20 protein-coding genes are annotated in these 16637 nt (G+C 68.8%); 1 reads left to right on the forward strand and 19 read right to left on the reverse strand.

The window, feature by feature from the left end; all coding sequences use genetic code 11:
- From NN5_RS21050 to NN5_RS21135, 19 genes are all read right to left on the reverse strand, one after another.
- A partial coding sequence (locus NN5_RS21050; protein WP_157081246.1) for an outer membrane protein occupies window positions 1-610 on the reverse strand: 610 nt, incomplete at its 3' end.
- A gap of 191 nt (window positions 611-801) precedes the next feature.
- On the reverse strand, window positions 802-1260 hold the full coding sequence (locus NN5_RS21055; protein WP_067737897.1) for a DUF2793 domain-containing protein: 459 nt from the start codon (window positions 1258-1260) through the stop codon (window positions 802-804).
- 24 nt (window positions 1261-1284) lie between these two features.
- Entirely contained in the window at window positions 1285-3477 is a 2193-nt protein-coding gene (locus NN5_RS21060; RefSeq protein ID WP_067737900.1) for a phage tail protein, read from the reverse strand.
- A 1-nt stretch (window position 3478) separates the two neighbouring features.
- A complete protein-coding gene (locus tag NN5_RS21065) occupies window positions 3479-3901 on the reverse strand; it encodes an NlpC/P60 family protein (RefSeq protein ID WP_067737902.1) in 423 nt (140 codons plus the stop codon).
- Window positions 3898-4722 carry a phage/gene transfer agent baseplate hub protein gene (locus NN5_RS21070; RefSeq protein ID WP_067737905.1) on the reverse strand — a complete coding sequence of 275 codons (825 nt, stop codon included), beginning with the start codon at window positions 4720-4722 and terminating at the stop codon, window positions 3898-3900. The genes NN5_RS21065 and NN5_RS21070 overlap by 4 nt, the downstream gene beginning before the upstream one ends.
- The gene (locus tag NN5_RS21075; protein WP_067737908.1) at window positions 4719-7046 is read right to left on the reverse strand and encodes a DUF2460 domain-containing protein; all 2328 of its coding nucleotides are present in this window, start codon (window positions 7044-7046) and stop codon (window positions 4719-4721) included. Before NN5_RS21075 ends, NN5_RS21070 begins: the two co-directional genes overlap by 4 nt.
- A 172-nt stretch (window positions 7047-7218) precedes the next feature.
- Window positions 7219-7788: a tail tape measure protein gene (locus tag NN5_RS21080; protein WP_067737911.1), complete on the reverse strand. Its 570-nt coding sequence runs from the start codon at window positions 7786-7788 to the stop codon at window positions 7219-7221.
- Window positions 7778-8089: a phage tail assembly chaperone gene (locus NN5_RS27255; protein ID WP_067737914.1), complete on the reverse strand. Its 312-nt coding sequence runs from the start codon at window positions 8087-8089 to the stop codon at window positions 7778-7780. Before NN5_RS27255 ends, NN5_RS21080 begins: the two co-directional genes overlap by 11 nt.
- The gene (locus NN5_RS21090; protein ID WP_067737917.1) at window positions 8089-8400 is read right to left on the reverse strand and encodes a gene transfer agent family protein; all 312 of its coding nucleotides are present in this window, start codon (window positions 8398-8400) and stop codon (window positions 8089-8091) included. The genes NN5_RS27255 and NN5_RS21090 overlap by 1 nt, the downstream gene beginning before the upstream one ends.
- On the reverse strand, window positions 8397-8804 hold the full coding sequence (locus NN5_RS21095; RefSeq protein ID WP_067737920.1) for a phage major tail protein, TP901-1 family: 408 nt from the start codon (window positions 8802-8804) through the stop codon (window positions 8397-8399). The genes NN5_RS21090 and NN5_RS21095 overlap by 4 nt, the downstream gene beginning before the upstream one ends.
- A 122-nt stretch (window positions 8805-8926) precedes the next feature.
- Window positions 8927-9316, reverse strand: a complete 390-nt coding sequence (locus NN5_RS21100; RefSeq protein ID WP_067737922.1) for a DUF3168 domain-containing protein — start codon at window positions 9314-9316, stop codon at window positions 8927-8929.
- 3 nt (window positions 9317-9319) lie between these two features.
- Window positions 9320-9496, reverse strand: coding sequence for a hypothetical protein (locus tag NN5_RS26035; RefSeq protein WP_157081247.1), 177 nt, complete (start codon window positions 9494-9496; stop codon window positions 9320-9322).
- Window positions 9493-10035: a head-tail connector protein gene (locus NN5_RS21105; protein WP_067737924.1), complete on the reverse strand. Its 543-nt coding sequence runs from the start codon at window positions 10033-10035 to the stop codon at window positions 9493-9495. Before NN5_RS21105 ends, NN5_RS26035 begins: the two co-directional genes overlap by 4 nt.
- 161 nt (window positions 10036-10196) lie before the next feature.
- A complete protein-coding gene (locus tag NN5_RS21110) occupies window positions 10197-11327 on the reverse strand; it encodes a phage major capsid protein (RefSeq protein WP_157081248.1) in 1131 nt (376 codons plus the stop codon).
- Window positions 11328-11490: 163 nt separating this feature from the next.
- Window positions 11491-11901 carry an HK97 family phage prohead protease gene (locus NN5_RS21115; RefSeq protein WP_245656647.1) on the reverse strand — a complete coding sequence of 137 codons (411 nt, stop codon included), beginning with the start codon at window positions 11899-11901 and terminating at the stop codon, window positions 11491-11493.
- A 95-nt stretch (window positions 11902-11996) separates the two neighbouring features.
- The gene (locus NN5_RS21120) at window positions 11997-12305 is read right to left on the reverse strand and encodes a DUF6127 family protein (protein WP_067737932.1); all 309 of its coding nucleotides are present in this window, start codon (window positions 12303-12305) and stop codon (window positions 11997-11999) included.
- Window positions 12302-13459: a phage portal protein gene (locus NN5_RS21125; RefSeq protein ID WP_067737934.1), complete on the reverse strand. Its 1158-nt coding sequence runs from the start codon at window positions 13457-13459 to the stop codon at window positions 12302-12304. Before NN5_RS21125 ends, NN5_RS21120 begins: the two co-directional genes overlap by 4 nt.
- Before the next feature lie 162 nt (window positions 13460-13621).
- Entirely contained in the window at window positions 13622-14917 is a 1296-nt protein-coding gene (locus NN5_RS21130; protein WP_067737946.1) for a DNA-packaging protein, read from the reverse strand.
- 182 nt (window positions 14918-15099) lie between these two features.
- Window positions 15100-15570, reverse strand: coding sequence for a hypothetical protein (locus NN5_RS21135; RefSeq protein ID WP_067737937.1), 471 nt, complete (start codon window positions 15568-15570; stop codon window positions 15100-15102).
- A 326-nt stretch (window positions 15571-15896) separates the two neighbouring features.
- Here NN5_RS21135 and NN5_RS21145 point away from each other — a divergent pair, with 326 nt between their 5' ends.
- On the forward strand, window positions 15897-16550 hold the full coding sequence (locus NN5_RS21145) for a YqaA family protein (protein WP_067737943.1): 654 nt from the start codon (window positions 15897-15899) through the stop codon (window positions 16548-16550).
- Window positions 16551-16637: the final 87 nt, after the last annotated feature.

Below are 16637 nucleotides of genomic sequence, written 5' to 3' on the forward strand. Positions count from 1 at the left end.
GGGGCGGCGGCGGCGGAGCAGCCGGTTCGCCGAAGTTGTACGCCAGGGTGCCCATCAGCGAGTGCGAACGCCAGCGGGTGCTGACCGACGCGCCGGTGGTGTCAACCAGATCGACATTGTCGACGTTCATGAAGCGGTACTTCAGGCCCACGTCCCAGTGGTCGCTGAGCGGCGCGCGAATGCCGGCAATTGCCTGCCAAGCGAAGCCAGTGTCGGAATCGTTGACCGCGTCGACATCGACGCGAGCAACGCCAACACCGCCGCCGACGAAGCCCTGAAGGCCGTCATCGGGACCGAAGTCGAGCAGGCCGTTGACCATGAACGACAGGTTGTTGGCCTTGCCGGACACATACTTGACGTTTGCTTCGCGATAGCTGGCTTCGGTTTCCAGACGGAAACCGCCGAAGTCATAGCCGACAACCGCGCCACCATCGAAACCCGCATCGAATTCGGCAGTATCGGCGTTCTTGACGCCGGCAATGTCGAGATTCGCGTCTTCGACGATCATGCCGCCAAAGTCGAGTTCAAGGTACCAAGTATTGTCTCGTGCGAAAGCGGGAGTAGCGATAGCAGTAGATGCCAGCGCCAGCCCTGTGACGAGTTTCCTCATACGTTTCCCCTACTAGTAGAGATGTGGAGCCACCGAGTGCGCGAAGTGTCTAACCGCTCCGTAAACCGGGTGCAAGCGCACAATGACAGCAACTGTTGCAATAATGTCGCTTTTTCGGGGGCTTGGATATCCGTTTTGCCGTCTTGACATGAAATCGGCGACACGGACGACCCCCTGTATGTTGCAATCGGTTAAACCGGCGGAAAGATGCCCACAGCCCGCAGAGCAACGATCAGTTCGCTGAGCGCTGCCCGGGCTTCCACATCAACGGTCGTGCCTCCGATAGGTTCCGCAAGGGGCGAAGCTTTTTTCCACGCGCCGAAATAGATGCGCTCCTGGCCGGAGGAAATGTCGAACACCCGCATACCGTCGCGCGGAGTGACGAACAGCCAGTTTCCGGCCTGGCGGCAGGCCAGAGCCTGATCGAACCCTTGCCATTCCCCCGTTGCACCGGCGGCCACCAGCCAGTTCTGTCCGTCTGCTGGCGATTCGGGCGGCGTGGCGGTTTCGCTTTCAATGCTGCAATGAAGCAACGCATCTGCGATTGCGAAAGCCTCGTTTACGAACGTCTCCTTCTGGGCTTGCCCGGAATAGAGCAGGGGCAGCGCGAATCGGGGGCTTGTGCTCTCGAACACCACGGGATCGCTCATGGGAAACTCCTGTTCGGCGGTTTTTCAGGGAAGGGTGCAAAGCGGCAGCGGGTCGGACAGGCCATGGGTGCCCTGCTGGCGGACCCGCAGTTCCCCGCCGGGCGCAAGGACGGACAGGCCAGCAAGCTGCGCACTGGAAATGGCAAGCTGCGGCGCGCCGAGCGACCATAGGGCCACCGGGATATCGAGAGGCCCCAGCGTGACGAGATAGCTTTCGGCCTGCTCGACCAGAGGCATGTCGATCCCGTCCTGCCACTGCCAGCCGCCGCGGGCGCGGCGAGTCCAGCTCAGGCGCCAGGTGCCGTCCGCAAGAACGGTACGGCGCGGATGCACCGGGGCAAGCGGGCGCAGCGTGATGCCGCTCAGCAGGACGGGTGCGCTCACGGGATCGGGATCGTTCCGGCCCACGGCGATGACTTGCCGGCCGCTGTCGCTGCCGAGCACGGCGGCATCGAGCGGCACCGGGCGGGAATCCAGCAGGACGAAGGGTTCCCCGGCCGCGTGCCCGCTGATGGCGGATTCGGTGCCGCCGCGTCCGCGCAGCAGGCCTTCCAGGCGCCAGGCGCCGTCGCCGAGCGATGTGGCCCTGGCGAACTGCAGGATCTCTTTGCCCGCCAGTGCGAGATTCGCGCCTTCGGCAAGCTGCTTCATGCTGGCGGAAACGAGCGGCATGGCCGGATCGGTGAGGACGACGTCGAGGCGCGATTCGCGGTCCAGCAGCAGCGGGCTGGCGGCGGGCAGTCCGGCCGTGACAGTGCCGGTCGCGCTGCGGGTGCGGCCGCTCGGCCCGAGCGGATGCAGTTCGCCGTCGCCATGGTCCGCATAGAGGGCGGCGCCGGGCCAGTTGGCGCTCGGGCTCGAAACCGCGGCGAAAGGGCGCGGGGTGTCGGGATTGGCGCCGGTGCCGTTGAGCGGCAGTTCGTAGGCAACCAGCGTCGTGGTGCCGAGCGGTTCATCCGGGGCGGGATTGGCGCGCCCGGCATCGGCGGACAGCGACGGGGAGACAGCCGCGCCGGCCGGAGCGACTCGCTCCAGCGTGAGTTCGACGCCGCTCTCGCGCCATTCCCAGTCGCGGGTCCGCCAGCGCCCGGCGATTCCCGGCAGCGTGACGATCGTGCCCGGCGCGACGGCCGGATCGAGTTCGCATGTCCGCCATGCGATCCGGTCGCGGGTCCAGTCGATCCGGCGCGCGCTCTGTTCGATCAGCGTCCGGGCCGTAGCTGCATCAAGCGCGGCGGGCAGGTCTATCGTGTCCGGCTCCCCCGGACCGGGCTGCCCCGACGCACGCTGGACGCTGGCCTGATAGTCGCGGTCCACATCATAATAGCGCAGGACCGAAGGCGGCCGTTCGGGCGGCGCTTCGCGGTGACGGGTGAACCCGGAGGTGCCGCCGAAGGCATCGTCGCTTGTCGAAACAGCCGCCTCGGGCAGGGCGATGGCACTGTCTTGCAGCCGTTCGCGCGCGATCACCAGGCGTTCGCTGCCCGCATCGGCTTCGAGCGGGAGCACCTGGCCGAGGGCCTGCAGACTATCGGCCAGCGGGCCGCTGCCGGTGAAACCGGTGATGGATTCCAGCGATACGGCGGCGTCGACGTCGCCCACCAGATCGCCGATCACGTCCTCAAGATCGAAACTCTCGTCGGCGATCACTTCGAATGTCAGCGCGGGAATGTGGTTGTAATAGTCCGAAAGGTCGAGATCCTCGAACACCACATAGGCGAGGCCGCGATAGGCCGGGCAGCGCGCCTCGCCTTCCGCGGACAGGATCAGCGGATCGGGCATCTGGTCGCCTTCGCCGGTGTAGATGCGCAGCGTGCCGCCCACTTTGAGATCGCCTGCTTCGCCGCGCAGCAGCTTGCCGTCGGCCCAGATGCGGCCGATGCCCAGGATCGGGCGGCTGGCTAGCGCCACGGCGAAATTGGCGGTGTAGCTATATGTCGTGACGGAGGGAGAGCCCTTGCCGGTGCCCTGGGTTTCGCTGTGCTCGACCAGATCGGTCGCCCAGATGATCGTGCCCGCCACCCGCATCCGCCCGAAGTGGCGGGGCAGCACTTCGCCATAGCTGGAGGCGCTCACGGCGAGTTCGGTCAGGCGCGGCCCGCTGCTGGACGATCCGAGCAGCATGGTATCGACCTGCCGCCCGATCAGCGTGCCGATGGCGCCGCCGATCGGGCCGCCGAGGATCGTGCCGAGAGTGCCGAAGACGATCGTTGCCATGTCAGATCCTTGAAGAGGGAAGGCGCCAGTGGCGGGCCGTGGGCCAAGTCGCCGGGAGCGGGCCTTCGACCACGCGGCGCAGCCCGGCATGGGCATGGACGAAGCGGTCTGCCCCCGCCGCGATGACGAGGTGATGCTGGCAGGGCCCCGGCCGGACCAGAAGCACGTCTCCGGGCTCGGCTCTCCCTTGGGTTTCGGTGAGACCGAGAAGGCGGGCGATACCGGCCAGCGGCGGCAGGCTGCGTGCGTGCAGGGTGTAGCGCACGTGGAGGCGCACGTTGATTCCGCAGGCCCGGCACGCCGCTTCCAGCACGCCGATGCAATCGAGGCCCCGTTGCGGGTCGCGCCCGTGCAGGCGGAACGGCACTCCGGTCAGCCCGCGTGCCGCCTGTGCCAGTTTGGCACCGGTTACTGGGCCCGTCACTGGGCGGGGCCGGGATAGCGGGTGAGCAGGTCGTTGCCGGGCAGGAACGGCTCGCCCCGGAAATTGGCGGCATTGCCGAACCGCGTCGCGCAGGTGTCGAGCGTGTGGTCGCAGCCTTCGCGCAGCAGGGCGCGGGCGCCGGGCGGGGTGTCCTCGTCGATGGGCCTGTTGAGCACGAGGCCCCCGCCGCCATCGCCTGCCACGACGCCGGCGCTCATCCCGGCCTGCGGGCCATCAAGCCAGCGCAGCGTGCCGCCTGCATAGAGGGCGGGATCGGGCGCTTCGGCCAGTGTCACGGCATTGGTGAGCGCGTCGAGCGTGGTCAGCGTGACTTCGCGGCTGTGCGCTGCCGGATTGAGATTGCAACCCGGCCCGCAGAACGCGGCGCGGCAGGCCGGGCTGGTGCGCGGTACGAAATCGCGCTGCAATTCGGCCTTGCGCGAGGTGAGATCGGCGGAGAACTGCCCGTCCTCTTCGGACACCGTGCCGATCGTGCCGGCATAGAGCACTTCGTGTTCGCCGCTCTCCCAGTCCACCATGCCGATGCGCACTTGCGCGCGGTCGAAGCGTCCGGCGGCAAGATCGGCGCTGGTGATCGCGTCGTGCGTGATCGCGCCTTGCGCTTCGGCGCTGTCGGCTTCGAAATCGGCGGAGCGGCGGATCGAGGAAGGCACCATGCCGGGCGAGGCGCGGTGCAGCACGCCGTCAAACCATAGATCGCGGTCATGGCTGGTGAAGCCCAGTGTCACTCCGTCGCGGCGCAGGATGCGCCAGAAAGTGGCCACGGTTTCGAGAGGCTCGGCAAACCACACCCGGCTCATGACGCTTCCCGGATTTCGACCACGGGCACGCTGGGTGCTTCCCCGGCGGCAAAGGCGGCGCCCGAGATTTCGAGCTGGTCCTCGGCAAAGCGCACCGGCACGTCGAACAGAAAGCCCGCGCGCACCACCGCGCCATCGGCGGGCGGATCGTCGAACGTGATCGTGCCCGTATCGTCCATGGTCCAGTTTCCGGCCTGCACCGCGCCATCGATGGAAACGAGCAGGGTGTCGAACGCGGGCCGGGTGATCCGGCGCACTTGCGCGTCTGCCCCCTCGCCATAGCGTTTCACCAGTGCGAAACCGGTCTGGAGGCCATCGCCGGTGCCCAGCTCCTGATCGAGCGGGGTGGGCGCGCCGGTCATCCCGTTCGAGCTGAAATCGCTGGGATCGCGCAGGCGGAACCCGCGCGCCGGGCCGCGCCGGGCGCGGTAGAAGGCGATCAGCACGCCCAGTTCGGCTTCCGAGCGCACCCCCGGCCCGACATCGAAACGCAGCCGTGCATTCGACCACAAGCTGCTGCGCCGCTCGAAGCCCGAGGCGGTGACGGCCACGCTGGTCGAGAACTCAGGCGTTACCGTAGCATCGCGCCCCAGCGCCAGCGGATAGGGCATATCGTCGAAGGCTTGCATGGTATCGTCTCCTGAGGGGGCAGGCAGGCGCACGTATCCGTCGCGCGCGATCTGCGGCAGCGCCCAGACCGCGACTTCGTGCGGGGTGCGGGAAAGCGCTTCGTCGATCCCGGCATCGATCAGCCGCCAGGCATCGCTGCCCGCGGGATCGAGCACGAAGCCGGCGAGGTAGTCCTGCTCTTCGGGCGGGTAGCCCAGCCGTGCGTTCACTTCGGTATAGGCCTTGCGCCGCAGCCCGTCCGCCCCGGCGGTGAGCCAGTCGTAGTCCTCCACCTGCAGCCGGTCGAAAGCCGGCGCGGCCCAGCCCAGCGGCAGGTTGGCGCGCTTCAGCTCGGGCATGTCGGCGGCGAGCAGCGTGGGTGTGAAGACCAGCGCCAGCGCTTCCACCGGCTCCGGCGCGGCGGCCGTGCGCACCGCGCTCACCAGCGCGGCGGTCGATTGCGCCAGCAGCGCGCCTGCCGCATCGAGCAGGCCGGTCTGCGCCGCGCTCAGACTGGCGCGCATATCGGCAATCGCGGGCGGCGATCCGCCGAAAGCCGCTGTGGCGGCATCGTCGTAAAGGCAGATGCGCCCGTCGGGGAACGTCCACCACCACGGCTCGCCCACCTGAAAGCGCACCGGCGCGCCCGCGTCCCGCATCAGGCCGGCGAACGCGGCGGCCACCGATTGCAGCCAGCCCATCGCCTGCGTGTTCGCGGGGGAGAGCAGGGTCGAAGGCGGGTCCCACCCGGTCTGTGCGGGATTGCCCAGATGGTCGCGCTGTTTCCACGCGTCCGGGCAATGCTGTTCGAGCAATTCGTAGGACAGCGAGGCGACCGGGCTGAACCCCATGGCCATGGCTTCGGCAAAGAAGGCGCGGTGCCAGGCGCGCGCGGGCGTGTTGAGCGGATCGGCGCTCTGCCCGGCGAGATAGGCGCCTGCATCGTGCACCAGCCGGAAATAATGGCTCATGCCCGCATAGAGAATCACCGAGCCGCGATAGCCGAGCTGGCGCGTGGCCCTCAGCAGGCGGGCCGGGGTCTGGACGCCCTGATCGTCGAAGCCGGTGGCGAGCGCGAGGCCGTGCGGCGGCACCATGACGTCACCGATTTCCAGCATGGCGCGGGCGCCGTCGGTGGCGATGTCGCTCATCTCGATCCAGCCTTCCGCTTCGGCGGGCAGGGGATCGGCGCTGCCGTCATAGCCGGGCGGGACGAAGGAGATGAACATGCGGTCGATATCGCCGGGCCACACCGCTTCGCCCGGCAGCGAGAAGCCGGACTGAAGGTCGGAGAAATTCAGCGTGATCGCGGCGTCCTCGCCGGTCCCTTGCGCATAGTTCCACAGCCGCACGTACCAGGTGCGCGCGGCGCCGCTTGCGTCGCGGCCTTCGATTGTCAGCGTCGGGCCATAGACGGCGTTAAGCGGCTCCACGCCGCCGGAGCGCCAGCGGAAGCGCAGCGAGGTATGCGCGTAATCGCGGTCCGTCTTGTAGGCGAGCAGCGGGTGATCGAGCGTGTCCTCGCTGGCCCAGATCAGCCCGCCCAGATCGCCCTTGCGCAAAAACGCGGCGTCCACGCGCAGCGCGGCCGGGCCGGTCGAGACGATCGCGGCCACCATCGGGCGCGGGAAATTGACAGTCCAGAAGCGCGGATCGAAACGCGTGATCCAGTCGCTGGCCTGACCCTGGCGCTTGCTTGCGAGCCAGAATGCCATGGGGGTGCCTTTCGGTACGGGGGGTAGGGTAGGAAGCCGCCGTCAACACAATTCCCGTCATCCCCGCGAAGGCGGGGATCCCGCTTCTTGCGGCACGTATCGGGAACAGCAAAAGCAGCGGGCCCCCACCTTCGCGGGGGCGACGGATATTTTTCCTGAGACGGTGCGCCTCTCAGTTTGAGGTCAGCGCCCGCCGCACCGCGCTCGCCACTTGCCGCGAGGAGCGCTGGAGCGACTGCGGCGCAGTGCTGGTGCGCGGAGCGGTGACATTGATAGCCACCCGCACATCGCGGCTGCTCTGCGCGGTGCCGGTCTCGACGCGCCCGGCTGTCGTAGGCACGAACAGCTCCGGCCCGCGCTCGCCCACCACATAGCCGCGGCCGGGTGAAACATTGCCGCCGGTCGCGCGGCCGGGCAGGCCAAGCACGCTGGAAAGCAGCCCGGTGAAGTCGAACACGCCGCTGCCCGATGTACTGCTGCCGCCGATCGCGGAAACCAGCGTCTGTGCGGCCTGCGCGGCGATCTCATCCAGCGCGGAGAGGGCCACGCGTTTCAGATCGTCGAAGCCCAGACTGCCGTTGCGGATCGCGCTGGCAAGGCCCTTTTCCAGCGCGCTGCCGGCCCTGGTGAAGCCGGAGATGAGATCGCCGTCCACCGCGCTGCGCATGGTGGCGATGTCGCGCGCGAAGCCATCGGTGCTGGCGCGGACGTCCACCAGCAGGCTGTCGATTTCATCGGTCATGATCGTGCTCCATCAGCCTCTGCAGGGTTGCGCGGTCGAGCCCGGGCTGCGCGCTGCCGGGCGCCAGCAGGCCCAGCGCGGCGGCCAGTTCGGCAGGCGTCGCCGCCCAGAACTCGTGCGGGTGCCAGTGCAACGTGCGGGCCGCGAGCGCGCAGAGGGCGAGGGCGGCCGGGGCAAATCGAAGCCCCTCCCCTTCAGGGGAGGGGTTGGGGTGGGGGCTCTCCCTATGGACTGCGCTTGGCCGAGGGCCCCCACCCCCTACCCCTCCCCTGAAGGGGAGGGGGGATGCGGCGCTCCGCATCACCCCGCGCCTTTCAGGATCTGCGAGAGCAGCACGCGCAGCGGCGCGGCGCAGGCGGCGAGGCCTTGGGCCAAGACCGCCGCGCCTACCGTCTCGCGCGAAACCCGCTCGGGCGCCGCAAGGCAGTGCCAGAACAGCGCGGCCATTTCGCCAAGGCGCAGTTCCCCCGCGCCTGCCCGCTCAACCAGCGCGAAGAGCGGGCCCAGCTCTTCTTCCGCGGCCACCAGTGCCGAGAAGCTGGGACGCAGGATATGCGCCGCGCCTTCGATCATCAGCGTGGCTTCGCCGCGCAGCGGGTTCGGGCGGGTCATGCCGCCACCACCGCGCCGGAGCTTTCGAGCTGGAGCGTGTAATTGCGCTCCCCGTTGAAATCGCCGGCATAGTCGAGCCGTTGGACAAGGAACTGGCCGTGCAGCTTCTCGCCGTCCTCGAAGCTGAGTTCATAGGCGTCGATCGTCCCGGCCAGGGCATTGGCGCGGACCCGCGCTTCGGCGGCGCTGCCGAGGAAGATCCCCGCCGCGCTCACCGAAACCGCGCGCACGCCCGCGCCCGAAAGCAGTTCGCGCCAGCCGCCGCTGTCCTTGCTGGTGACGACGACCGTCTCGCCCGTCACCGACATCTGCGTGGTGCGCAGGCCCGCGACGGTCTGGTAGGCGGCGGGCGAACCGCCATCGGAAATCTTGAGGAGGAAGGCACTGCCTTTCTGGGCGGTCATGACGGGGCTCCTTGGAAATGGGCTTTTACGAGGGGGATTCGACAAGCTCAGCCCGAGCGGGAACAGGACGCGGGAACATCAACCCCGCTCATCCTGAGCCTGTCGAAGGATGGTTCGCCGCTTCACACCGTCATCAGGCGGAAGCGGTATTCGAGCAGGATCGCGCGGCGGCTTTCGCTGCGCTGTTCCACGCGGGCGCGCAGGAACTGCACGGTGGCCACGGCAAAGCCCGCCTGCGCGCGCGGCAGGCTCTCGATCCGGGCCTCGATGGCGGAAACCAGCGCGGCAGCGGCATCGGGGGTATCGCCCCGGCACTGCAGTTCGAGCGCCACGCGCACTTCGCGGCCCGGGGCGGTCTTGCAGCTCCAGTCGGTGCTGGCGCTGGCGGAAATGGCGAGCCAGGGCAGGCTGGTGCGCGCGGGCGCTTCCTCGGCGATCGCGTTGAGCTGGGCGGAGAGCGCGGGGTCGGCCGCCAGCCAGCCGAGCAGGGCGGCACGCAGGGCGATTTCCATGGGCTATCCTTTCGTGAAGAGCGGCCAGAGCAGGCCTGCGCGGCGCCAGCGGGTCTCGTTGCCCTGCGCGGCGAGAACGCGCGCTTGCAGATGCGCGGCCGCGAGCGTGCGGGCACGCTGCGTCAGCCGCGCGGCCAGTGCGCCGAAGTCCGTGGCGGCCTCGATCAGCCTGCCGCTCATGTCAGATGCACCCGCCGCCAGGGCCGCCACAGCGCCGCGACCGAGGCCGGGGGCAGCGGGGCGGCGCCTTCGTTTTCGCGCTCGCGGTGCTGATGCGCGGCAAGGCGGACCAGCCCGTGACGCAGGGCTTCGGGCAGCGCGTCCCAGTCCGCCGCCAGCCCGGCGGTAAAGCGCACCGCCACGCGGGCATCCCCGCCGGGCAGGCGGATGCACCCGGTGCCACCGGCCTGAAGATCGATGGCATAGGCCACGGCGTCGAGCGGCGTGCGGGTGCCGTCAGGCGCCAGGGCCTCGGCGCTGAGGATCGCCTGCACCGGGCGCGTGGCGAGAGCGTGCCAGCCTGCCGTTGCGGGAAGCACTTCCTCGCACTCGGCCTCCAGCGGCATTTGCCCGGTAAAGCCTTCGCACACATCGAGCGCGGCGGTGAGCAGCGAGAGCAGCGGCGCATCGTCCGCCGTGGTGGTCACGCCGAGCCATTGCTTGAGCTCGGTCAGCGCCGTGCCGGGCAAGACCGGCGGGGTAAGGATGACCCGGTTCATGGGCGTCTCCGGTGTGGAGGGGAGGAAATCCTCCCTGTCGCGAAGCGATGGGGAGGGGGACCGCCGCCGCAGGCGGTGGTGGAGGGGGAAGAAACCCCTCCGTCAGCCCTGACGGGCTGCCACCTCCCCATCCCCTGCGGGGACAGGGAGGATCTGGCCGCTTACGCTGCGATCTTCAGCAGCTTGATCGCCTCCGAATCGAGCACTTGCCCGCCGATCCGCTTGGTGGCGTAGAAGTGGACGAAAGGCTTGTTGGTGAAGGGATCGCGCAGGATCGCGGTCGCGCTGCGTTCGGCGATCAGGTAGCCGGCGCGGAAGTTGCCGAAGGCGATCGGGCAGGCATTGGCGGCGATGTCCGGCATGTCCTCGGCCTCGACCACCGGATAGCCGAGGAGGCGGTCCGGCTGGCCGTCCACTAGCCCCGGCTGCCAGAGGAACGCGCCGTCGGTGGTCTTGAGCTTGCGCACTTCGGCGAGCGTGGCCGAGTTCATCACCCAGCTCGCACCCTGCCGGTGCCCGGCCTTGAGCGTATGGACAAGGTCGATCAGCACCAGCTCCACCACGCTGCCCAGCCCGCCGGCATCGCCGGAGGCGAGATACTGCAGCGTGCCGAAAGTGCGGGCGGCGTCATCGGCGGCGCTGGTGGGCGCGGCCAGGAAACCCTTGGGCTGGTTCACGCCGCTGCCGCTGACGAAAGCCGCGCCTTCGGCCCGCGCGAATTCCATCGCGATCTCGTCCGCCAGCCAGGACTGCACATCGAACATGGCATCGTCGAGCATCGCCTGGCTGGCCGCCGGGTTGGCGTAGAGTTCGCCCGAGGGCGGGGCGATCTCGCTGAATTCGGGCGTGGCGGTTTCGGGGCGCGCGGCGGTCTCGCTCACCCAGCCCGAGGCAGTGCCGCCGGTGGTGATGAGCTTGCGGTATCCGGCGCTGCCGGTCTGCACCACCTGCGCGATCGAGCGGATCGGACTGATGGCCTTGAGCCGCGCGGCGATCAGCGCGTCGATTTCCTGCGGCACGGCATAGCCGCCTTCGGCAGGCACAGCGCCATTCAGCGATTTCAGCTCGGTCTCGCGGCCGCGGCGCAGATAGCCCTCGACGAAGCCTTTCACTTCGAGGCTGGGCGCGGCACTGCCATCGAGCGCGGGGCGGGCGGCGGCGCGGCTGACGCGGTCGAGGCGGGACTTCACGTCATCGACATCGCCGCGCAGCGTCTCGACCGCCTGTTCGGTGGCGTCCTGCCGGGCGACGAGATCGAACGAGGCGTCGAGCGGCTGGGTAGGGGTATCCATGGGCATAGACCTTTCGTGTGGGGAAGAGAGGAATTCCCCTTCCTCTGAAGAGGAGGGGCAGGGGTGGTGGCGATGCGGCACGCATCGCTCGCGAAGCGACTTTGGGCGTGTGGTTCAGCACCACCCCCAACCCCCTCCTCTGAAGAGGAGGGGGCTAGAGTCGTCAGGTGATCAGATGCACCCGCGCGCCGTGCTGCATCGGGTGCGTGACGAGGCTGACCTCGAACAGATCCACCGCGATCAGCTCGCGCCCCTCTGCCGTGCGCAGACTGTCCCGCGCGCGGTAGCCGAAGGAGAGGCCGCTCACGGAACCGCGCGCCAGGGCGAGGCCCGCAGCGCCCTCGGGATTGTCGATCGAAGCGATCACCCGAAGGCCGCGCGCGTCCTCCGCCACGGTTTCCACCCAGCCTACGCGCAGGTCGGCGCGGTGCTGCCAGAACAGCGGGAGCGGATCGCGGCGCTCGGCCAGGGTGAGGGCAAAGGCTCCAGGCCGGATCACGTCGCGCCCGGCATCGCGCTTGCCGAACAGCGCGGCGTAACCGGCGAAGCGCAGTGTATGTTCATGCTTCGACAAGCTCAGCATGAGCGGGGAGAGAGGGACGTTTGAACCTTCAATTCCGCTCGTCCTGCGTCCTGAGCGTGCCGAAGGATCGAAGGGCCATTCCGGGCTCACCGCAGCAACCCCGTCGCGCCCAGCCGCACCGCCAGGCCCAGCAGCAGCAGCGCCAGCAGCGCGCGCACGATCCAGCCGATCGCGGCGGCCTGCGCGCTCGCCTTGGCATCGCGCCAGGCCTGCAGCAGCTCGCGCAGTTCGGAGAGGTCCTGATGCGCGGTTTCGTCGTCGAGGCCGATGCGTTCGAGCGTGCGCGCCGCGCCCAGTTCGCTCGCTTCCTCGACGATCGCGCGCAGCGTGACGAGATCGCCGCTCTCGCCCATCGCCTGGGCCAGAAGCCCGGCGAGCATGTCATCCGTGTTCATGAAATGTTCCCTTCATTTTTCGCGGGAAGGCCCAGCAGGGCGCGCTTTTCCTGCGGATCGAGGAAGTCCGCCGCGCTCACTTGCGCCCAGAGCCGCTCGCGGTCCTCGGCGAGCGCGGGTACGCGGTCGAGGTCGATGGCAAGCGCGGCATCGGGAAACCACGGGGCCAGTCCCTCGCCCAGCGCGGCGAAGATCTTCGCGGCCAGCGGCAGCAGCGTGAGCCGCCAGAGCGCGCGGTTGGCCTCGCGGTAATTGGCGTAAGTCGAATCGCCCGGCAGGCCGAGCAGCATCGGCGGCACCCCGAAGGCGAGCGCGATGTCGCGCGCGGCCGCGGCTTTGAGCGTGGCGAAGTCCATGTCTGCCGGGGTCAGCGCCATGGCCTGCCATTTCAGCCCGCCTTCCAGCAGCATCGGCCGTCCCGCGTTGCCCGAGCCTGCAAAGGCGCTCGTCAGTTCCTCGCGCAGCCGGTCGAACTGGTCGCTGGTGAGGCCGTTGCCGTCCCCGGTCTCGTAAACCAGCGCGCCGGAGGGCCGCGCCGCGTTTTCGAGGAGCTGGCGGTTCCAGTTGGCGGCGGCGTTGTGGGTGGCGACGGCCTGATCGGCAGCGGCGAGGCACCCGGCGCCATAGTGATCGTCCGCCGGGTGGAAATGGCGGATGTGGATGAGATTGGGCGAGGCGTCCTCGTCCAGCAGCGGGATCGAGAGGCGCCGCCCGGCCACGTCATAGGCATAGGCGGCGGGCCAGCCGTCCTCGCCCGCGATCACCGAGACCCGCTCGGGCCGGAGCGCGAACAATTCGGCGGGGCGACCGCGCGCGTCCTTCAGCACCTGCACATAGGCATTGCCGTGCAGCAGCAGATGCGCGGCGAGCGTTTCCAGCAGCGATTGCCCGGCGCTGGTTTGGGTGACGAGCGCGGTGAGCGCCGCGTCCACTGGCTTCAAGGGCGCGCCACCGATCCCTTCGGCCACCAGCCGCACCGCGCGCTGGGCCACCGGGTTCTCCAGATAGGCGCGGCGCACGGCGGTGTTGTAATCGAACGGCGTCCGCCCGTTGCTGGTATCGGCGAAGAACCAGGGCGAAGCCGGTCCGCGCGCCAGCGGCACACGGGCACTCGCGCCCTTGAAGGCGGCGAGGAGCGATTGGATGAAGGACATGGGGTTCCTTTCGTGTTCAGTCCTCCCCGGCACGGGGAGGGGGACCGCCGGGATGGCGGTGGAGGGGATTTTCGCCCCGGCGCGAGGTCGCGTGAGGACGCGAGTGCCCTCCGTCACGCACTTCGTGCGTGCCACCTCCCCGAACCGGGGAGGACAGGGGGCTTACGTCATGCGAATCTTCGGCTCGGCGCTCCGGCCCAGCATCAGCTCGCTCAAGGCCCAGACCAGGGCATCGGCCCGGTCCGGCGAGCGCCCCGGCCCCTGATAGGCCCCGCCCGCCACTAGCCCGCACAGCTCGTCCTCCAGCGCGGGAAAAGTCCCGGCGTGGCGCACGCGCCCGGTTTCGTAGAGCGCGGCGACGGGTTCGGCGCGGACCGCCTTGCCCCGGCTGGCGTGGACCAGCTTGAGCGGCAGGGCCAGCTCGGCGGCGCGCAGCACGCTTGCCACCATGGCTCCGCCCTGATTGGCCTCCGCCACCACTTTGTCCGCGTGCCACAGCCCGGCGGCGCGGGCGGTAGCGCGGGCCCAGCGTTCGGGGCTGGCCCGCTCCACCGAGGCATCGGCGAGGATATGGGCGCTGCCGTCCTCGGCCCGCCCGGCGACCACGATCCCGCAGGCATCGCCATGGCTCGACGCGGGCGGATCGACGGCGACGACCACGCGCACGAGTTCGGGCGCTTCGGTCTCGCGGCATTGCTCGATCAGCGCGCGCGTCCACAGCGCGCCTTCCACGTCCTCCAGCAATTCGCCGTCGAGTTCCTGACGGCCCAGCAGCGACTGGCCGAACTGGCGGCGGATATCGCGCAGGAAGCGTTCGGGCAGGTTCGCGGCATTGTCCTCGGTCCGGCCGCGGGTCAGGGCCAGATCGTCTCCGGCCTTCTCCAGCAGGCGCCGCAGCAGCGGCACCGCGCGCGGCGTGGTGGTGGCCATGAGGCGCGGGCGCTCACCCAGCCTCAGGCCGAACAGCAGATTGTCCCACGCACGCGTGGCGCGGGCGGAGGCATTGTCCCACTTGGCGATCTCGTCGCACCAGGCGTGGCTGTGCTGGGGCCCGCGCAGCGATTCGGGCTCGCCCGCCGAATAGAGCAGCGCCTGCGCGCCATTGGGCCAGACCACCCGGCGCAGGCTGGGCTCGTAAAGAGGCCGGTGCCGCAGCGGGCAGACGGCGAGCAATCCGCTTTCCCCTTCCACCATCACTGCGCGCACTTCGCCCAGCGAGGCGCCGACCAGTGCGACGCGCGCGTCCGGATCGGCATCGGCCACCGCGCGGACCCATTCCGCGCCTGCGCGCGTCTTGCCGAAACCGCGCCCGGCCATGACCAGCCATGTGCGCCAGTCCCCTTCGGGCGCAAGCTGTTCGGGGCGGGCCCAGAGCTTCCAGTGGGTTCGCACTTCGTGCTGCTGTTCCGCCGTCAGCTTGCCGAGACCGGCGAGCAGCTCCGCGCGTGGCAGGCCCATCAGATAGGTCAGGCGTTCGGAGAGGTTCAGTTCGGCAAGGCGCCGGCTGAGCTCGGAAAGCCCCTCCCCTTCAGGGGAGGGGTTGGGGTGGGGCCCCTCGGTTGGCACTGTGCCTGGCGGAGAGCCCCCACCCCTCGATCCCCTCCCCTGAAGGGGAGGGGAGGATGTTGTGGTATCCGGCATTATCCGTCCTGCTCCGGCGTGGGGCTGGGCGCGGAGAGGGCCTTGAGGCTGCGTTCGCGCATCTTGTCGATCTGGGCGTCGATCGCCGCCAGGATCGCTTCGGAATTGCGGTTCTCGTAGATCGCGCGCTGGCGGGCCGCCGTTTCGCGATGGGCGGCGAGCAGGCGCAGGGCGGTGGCATTGTCGAACACGCGGGTGCCGCGTTTGGCGCCGGGCGCGGGCTTGATCTCGCCTTCGCGCAGGCGCTGGAGCAGGCTCATTTCCAGATGGTCGTAGCCCTCGCACAGCGCTTCCTGCCATTCGCGGTAGAATTCGGGATCGGCGCGGCGCAGGGCATAGGCGGTGGATGTGCTGGTCCCGGCCTTGCGGGCCGCGGCCGAGACGTTGGACGTGGCCGCCAGTTCGGCAAGGAACGGCTTGCGCCACTGGCGCTGCGACAGGCGCGCGGGGGCCTGGCTCTGCTTGGCCATGGGGATCTCCATCAATGGGAACAAGGTTGTCCTCCCCGGCACGGGGAGGGGGACCGCCGCAGGCGGTGGAGGGGATTCTCGCCACGAAGCGAGGTTGGGGGAGGACGCCAATCCCCTCCGTCAGCGTTTCACGCTGCCACCTCCCCGTGCCGGGGAGGACAGCACCGCCTCGACTCGGTCTTTCGCGATGTTCCTGATATGTACCTAAATAGCGTTACGATGTCAACGCAAATCACCAAATGGGTTAAATTCCTTAACCCCTTCGCGCTTGCCGCAGCGCAGCGCGGCCGGTAAGCACCCGGCACTGCGACTTGCCGGAGACATCGATGCTGCGCCGCCTCTACGACTGGACGATGGAAAAGGCGGCGCACCGCCACGCCACCTGGTGGCTGGCCGCATTCGCGTTCATGGAGGCGAGCTTCTTCCCGGTGCCGCCGCACCCGCTGCTGGGCCTGATGTGCCTTGCTGAACCGAAGAAGGCGATCCGCTTTTCCATGATCGCCACGCTGGCTTCGGTCACAGGCGGGTTGCTTGGCTATGCCATCGGGCATTTCGCTTACGAGGCGTTTGGCGAGGCGATGCTGCGCGCGCTGCACTTGTACGACAGCTTCCCCAAGGCGGCCTGCTACTTGCGCGAATACGGCGCGGAAATCATCGTCGTGAAAGGCGCGACGCCGATCCCGTTCAAGCTGCTGACGATCACCGCCGGGTTCATCGGCATGAACCTCGCGGTCTTCATCGGCGCCTCGGTGATTTCGCGCTCGATCAGCTTCATGATCGTGGGCGTGCTGTTCCGCCTGTTCGGCGCGCCGATCAAGGCCTTCATCGACAAGTATCTGGGACTGGTGACAGTGGGCTTCGTGGCGCTCATCATTGCCGGGTTCCTTGCCCTTGCCCTGATGGGCGGCGGCTCGAAGCAGACCAGCGAAAAGTGCGCTTCGGCAACGATGGAGACGCTGAAGGGATCCCGCCCCCACTGATCGCCGGGGCGCCGGGAATCTAACCTTTCACTCCGCATTTTCCCGGTGCGGGCAGATACTTGACTGTAGTCCCTCCTGTGTCATGCT

Origin of the sequence: Novosphingobium naphthalenivorans NBRC 102051 (assembly GCF_001590985.1) — a bacterium.
GTDB lineage: Bacteria > Pseudomonadota > Alphaproteobacteria > Sphingomonadales > Sphingomonadaceae > Novosphingobium > Novosphingobium naphthalenivorans.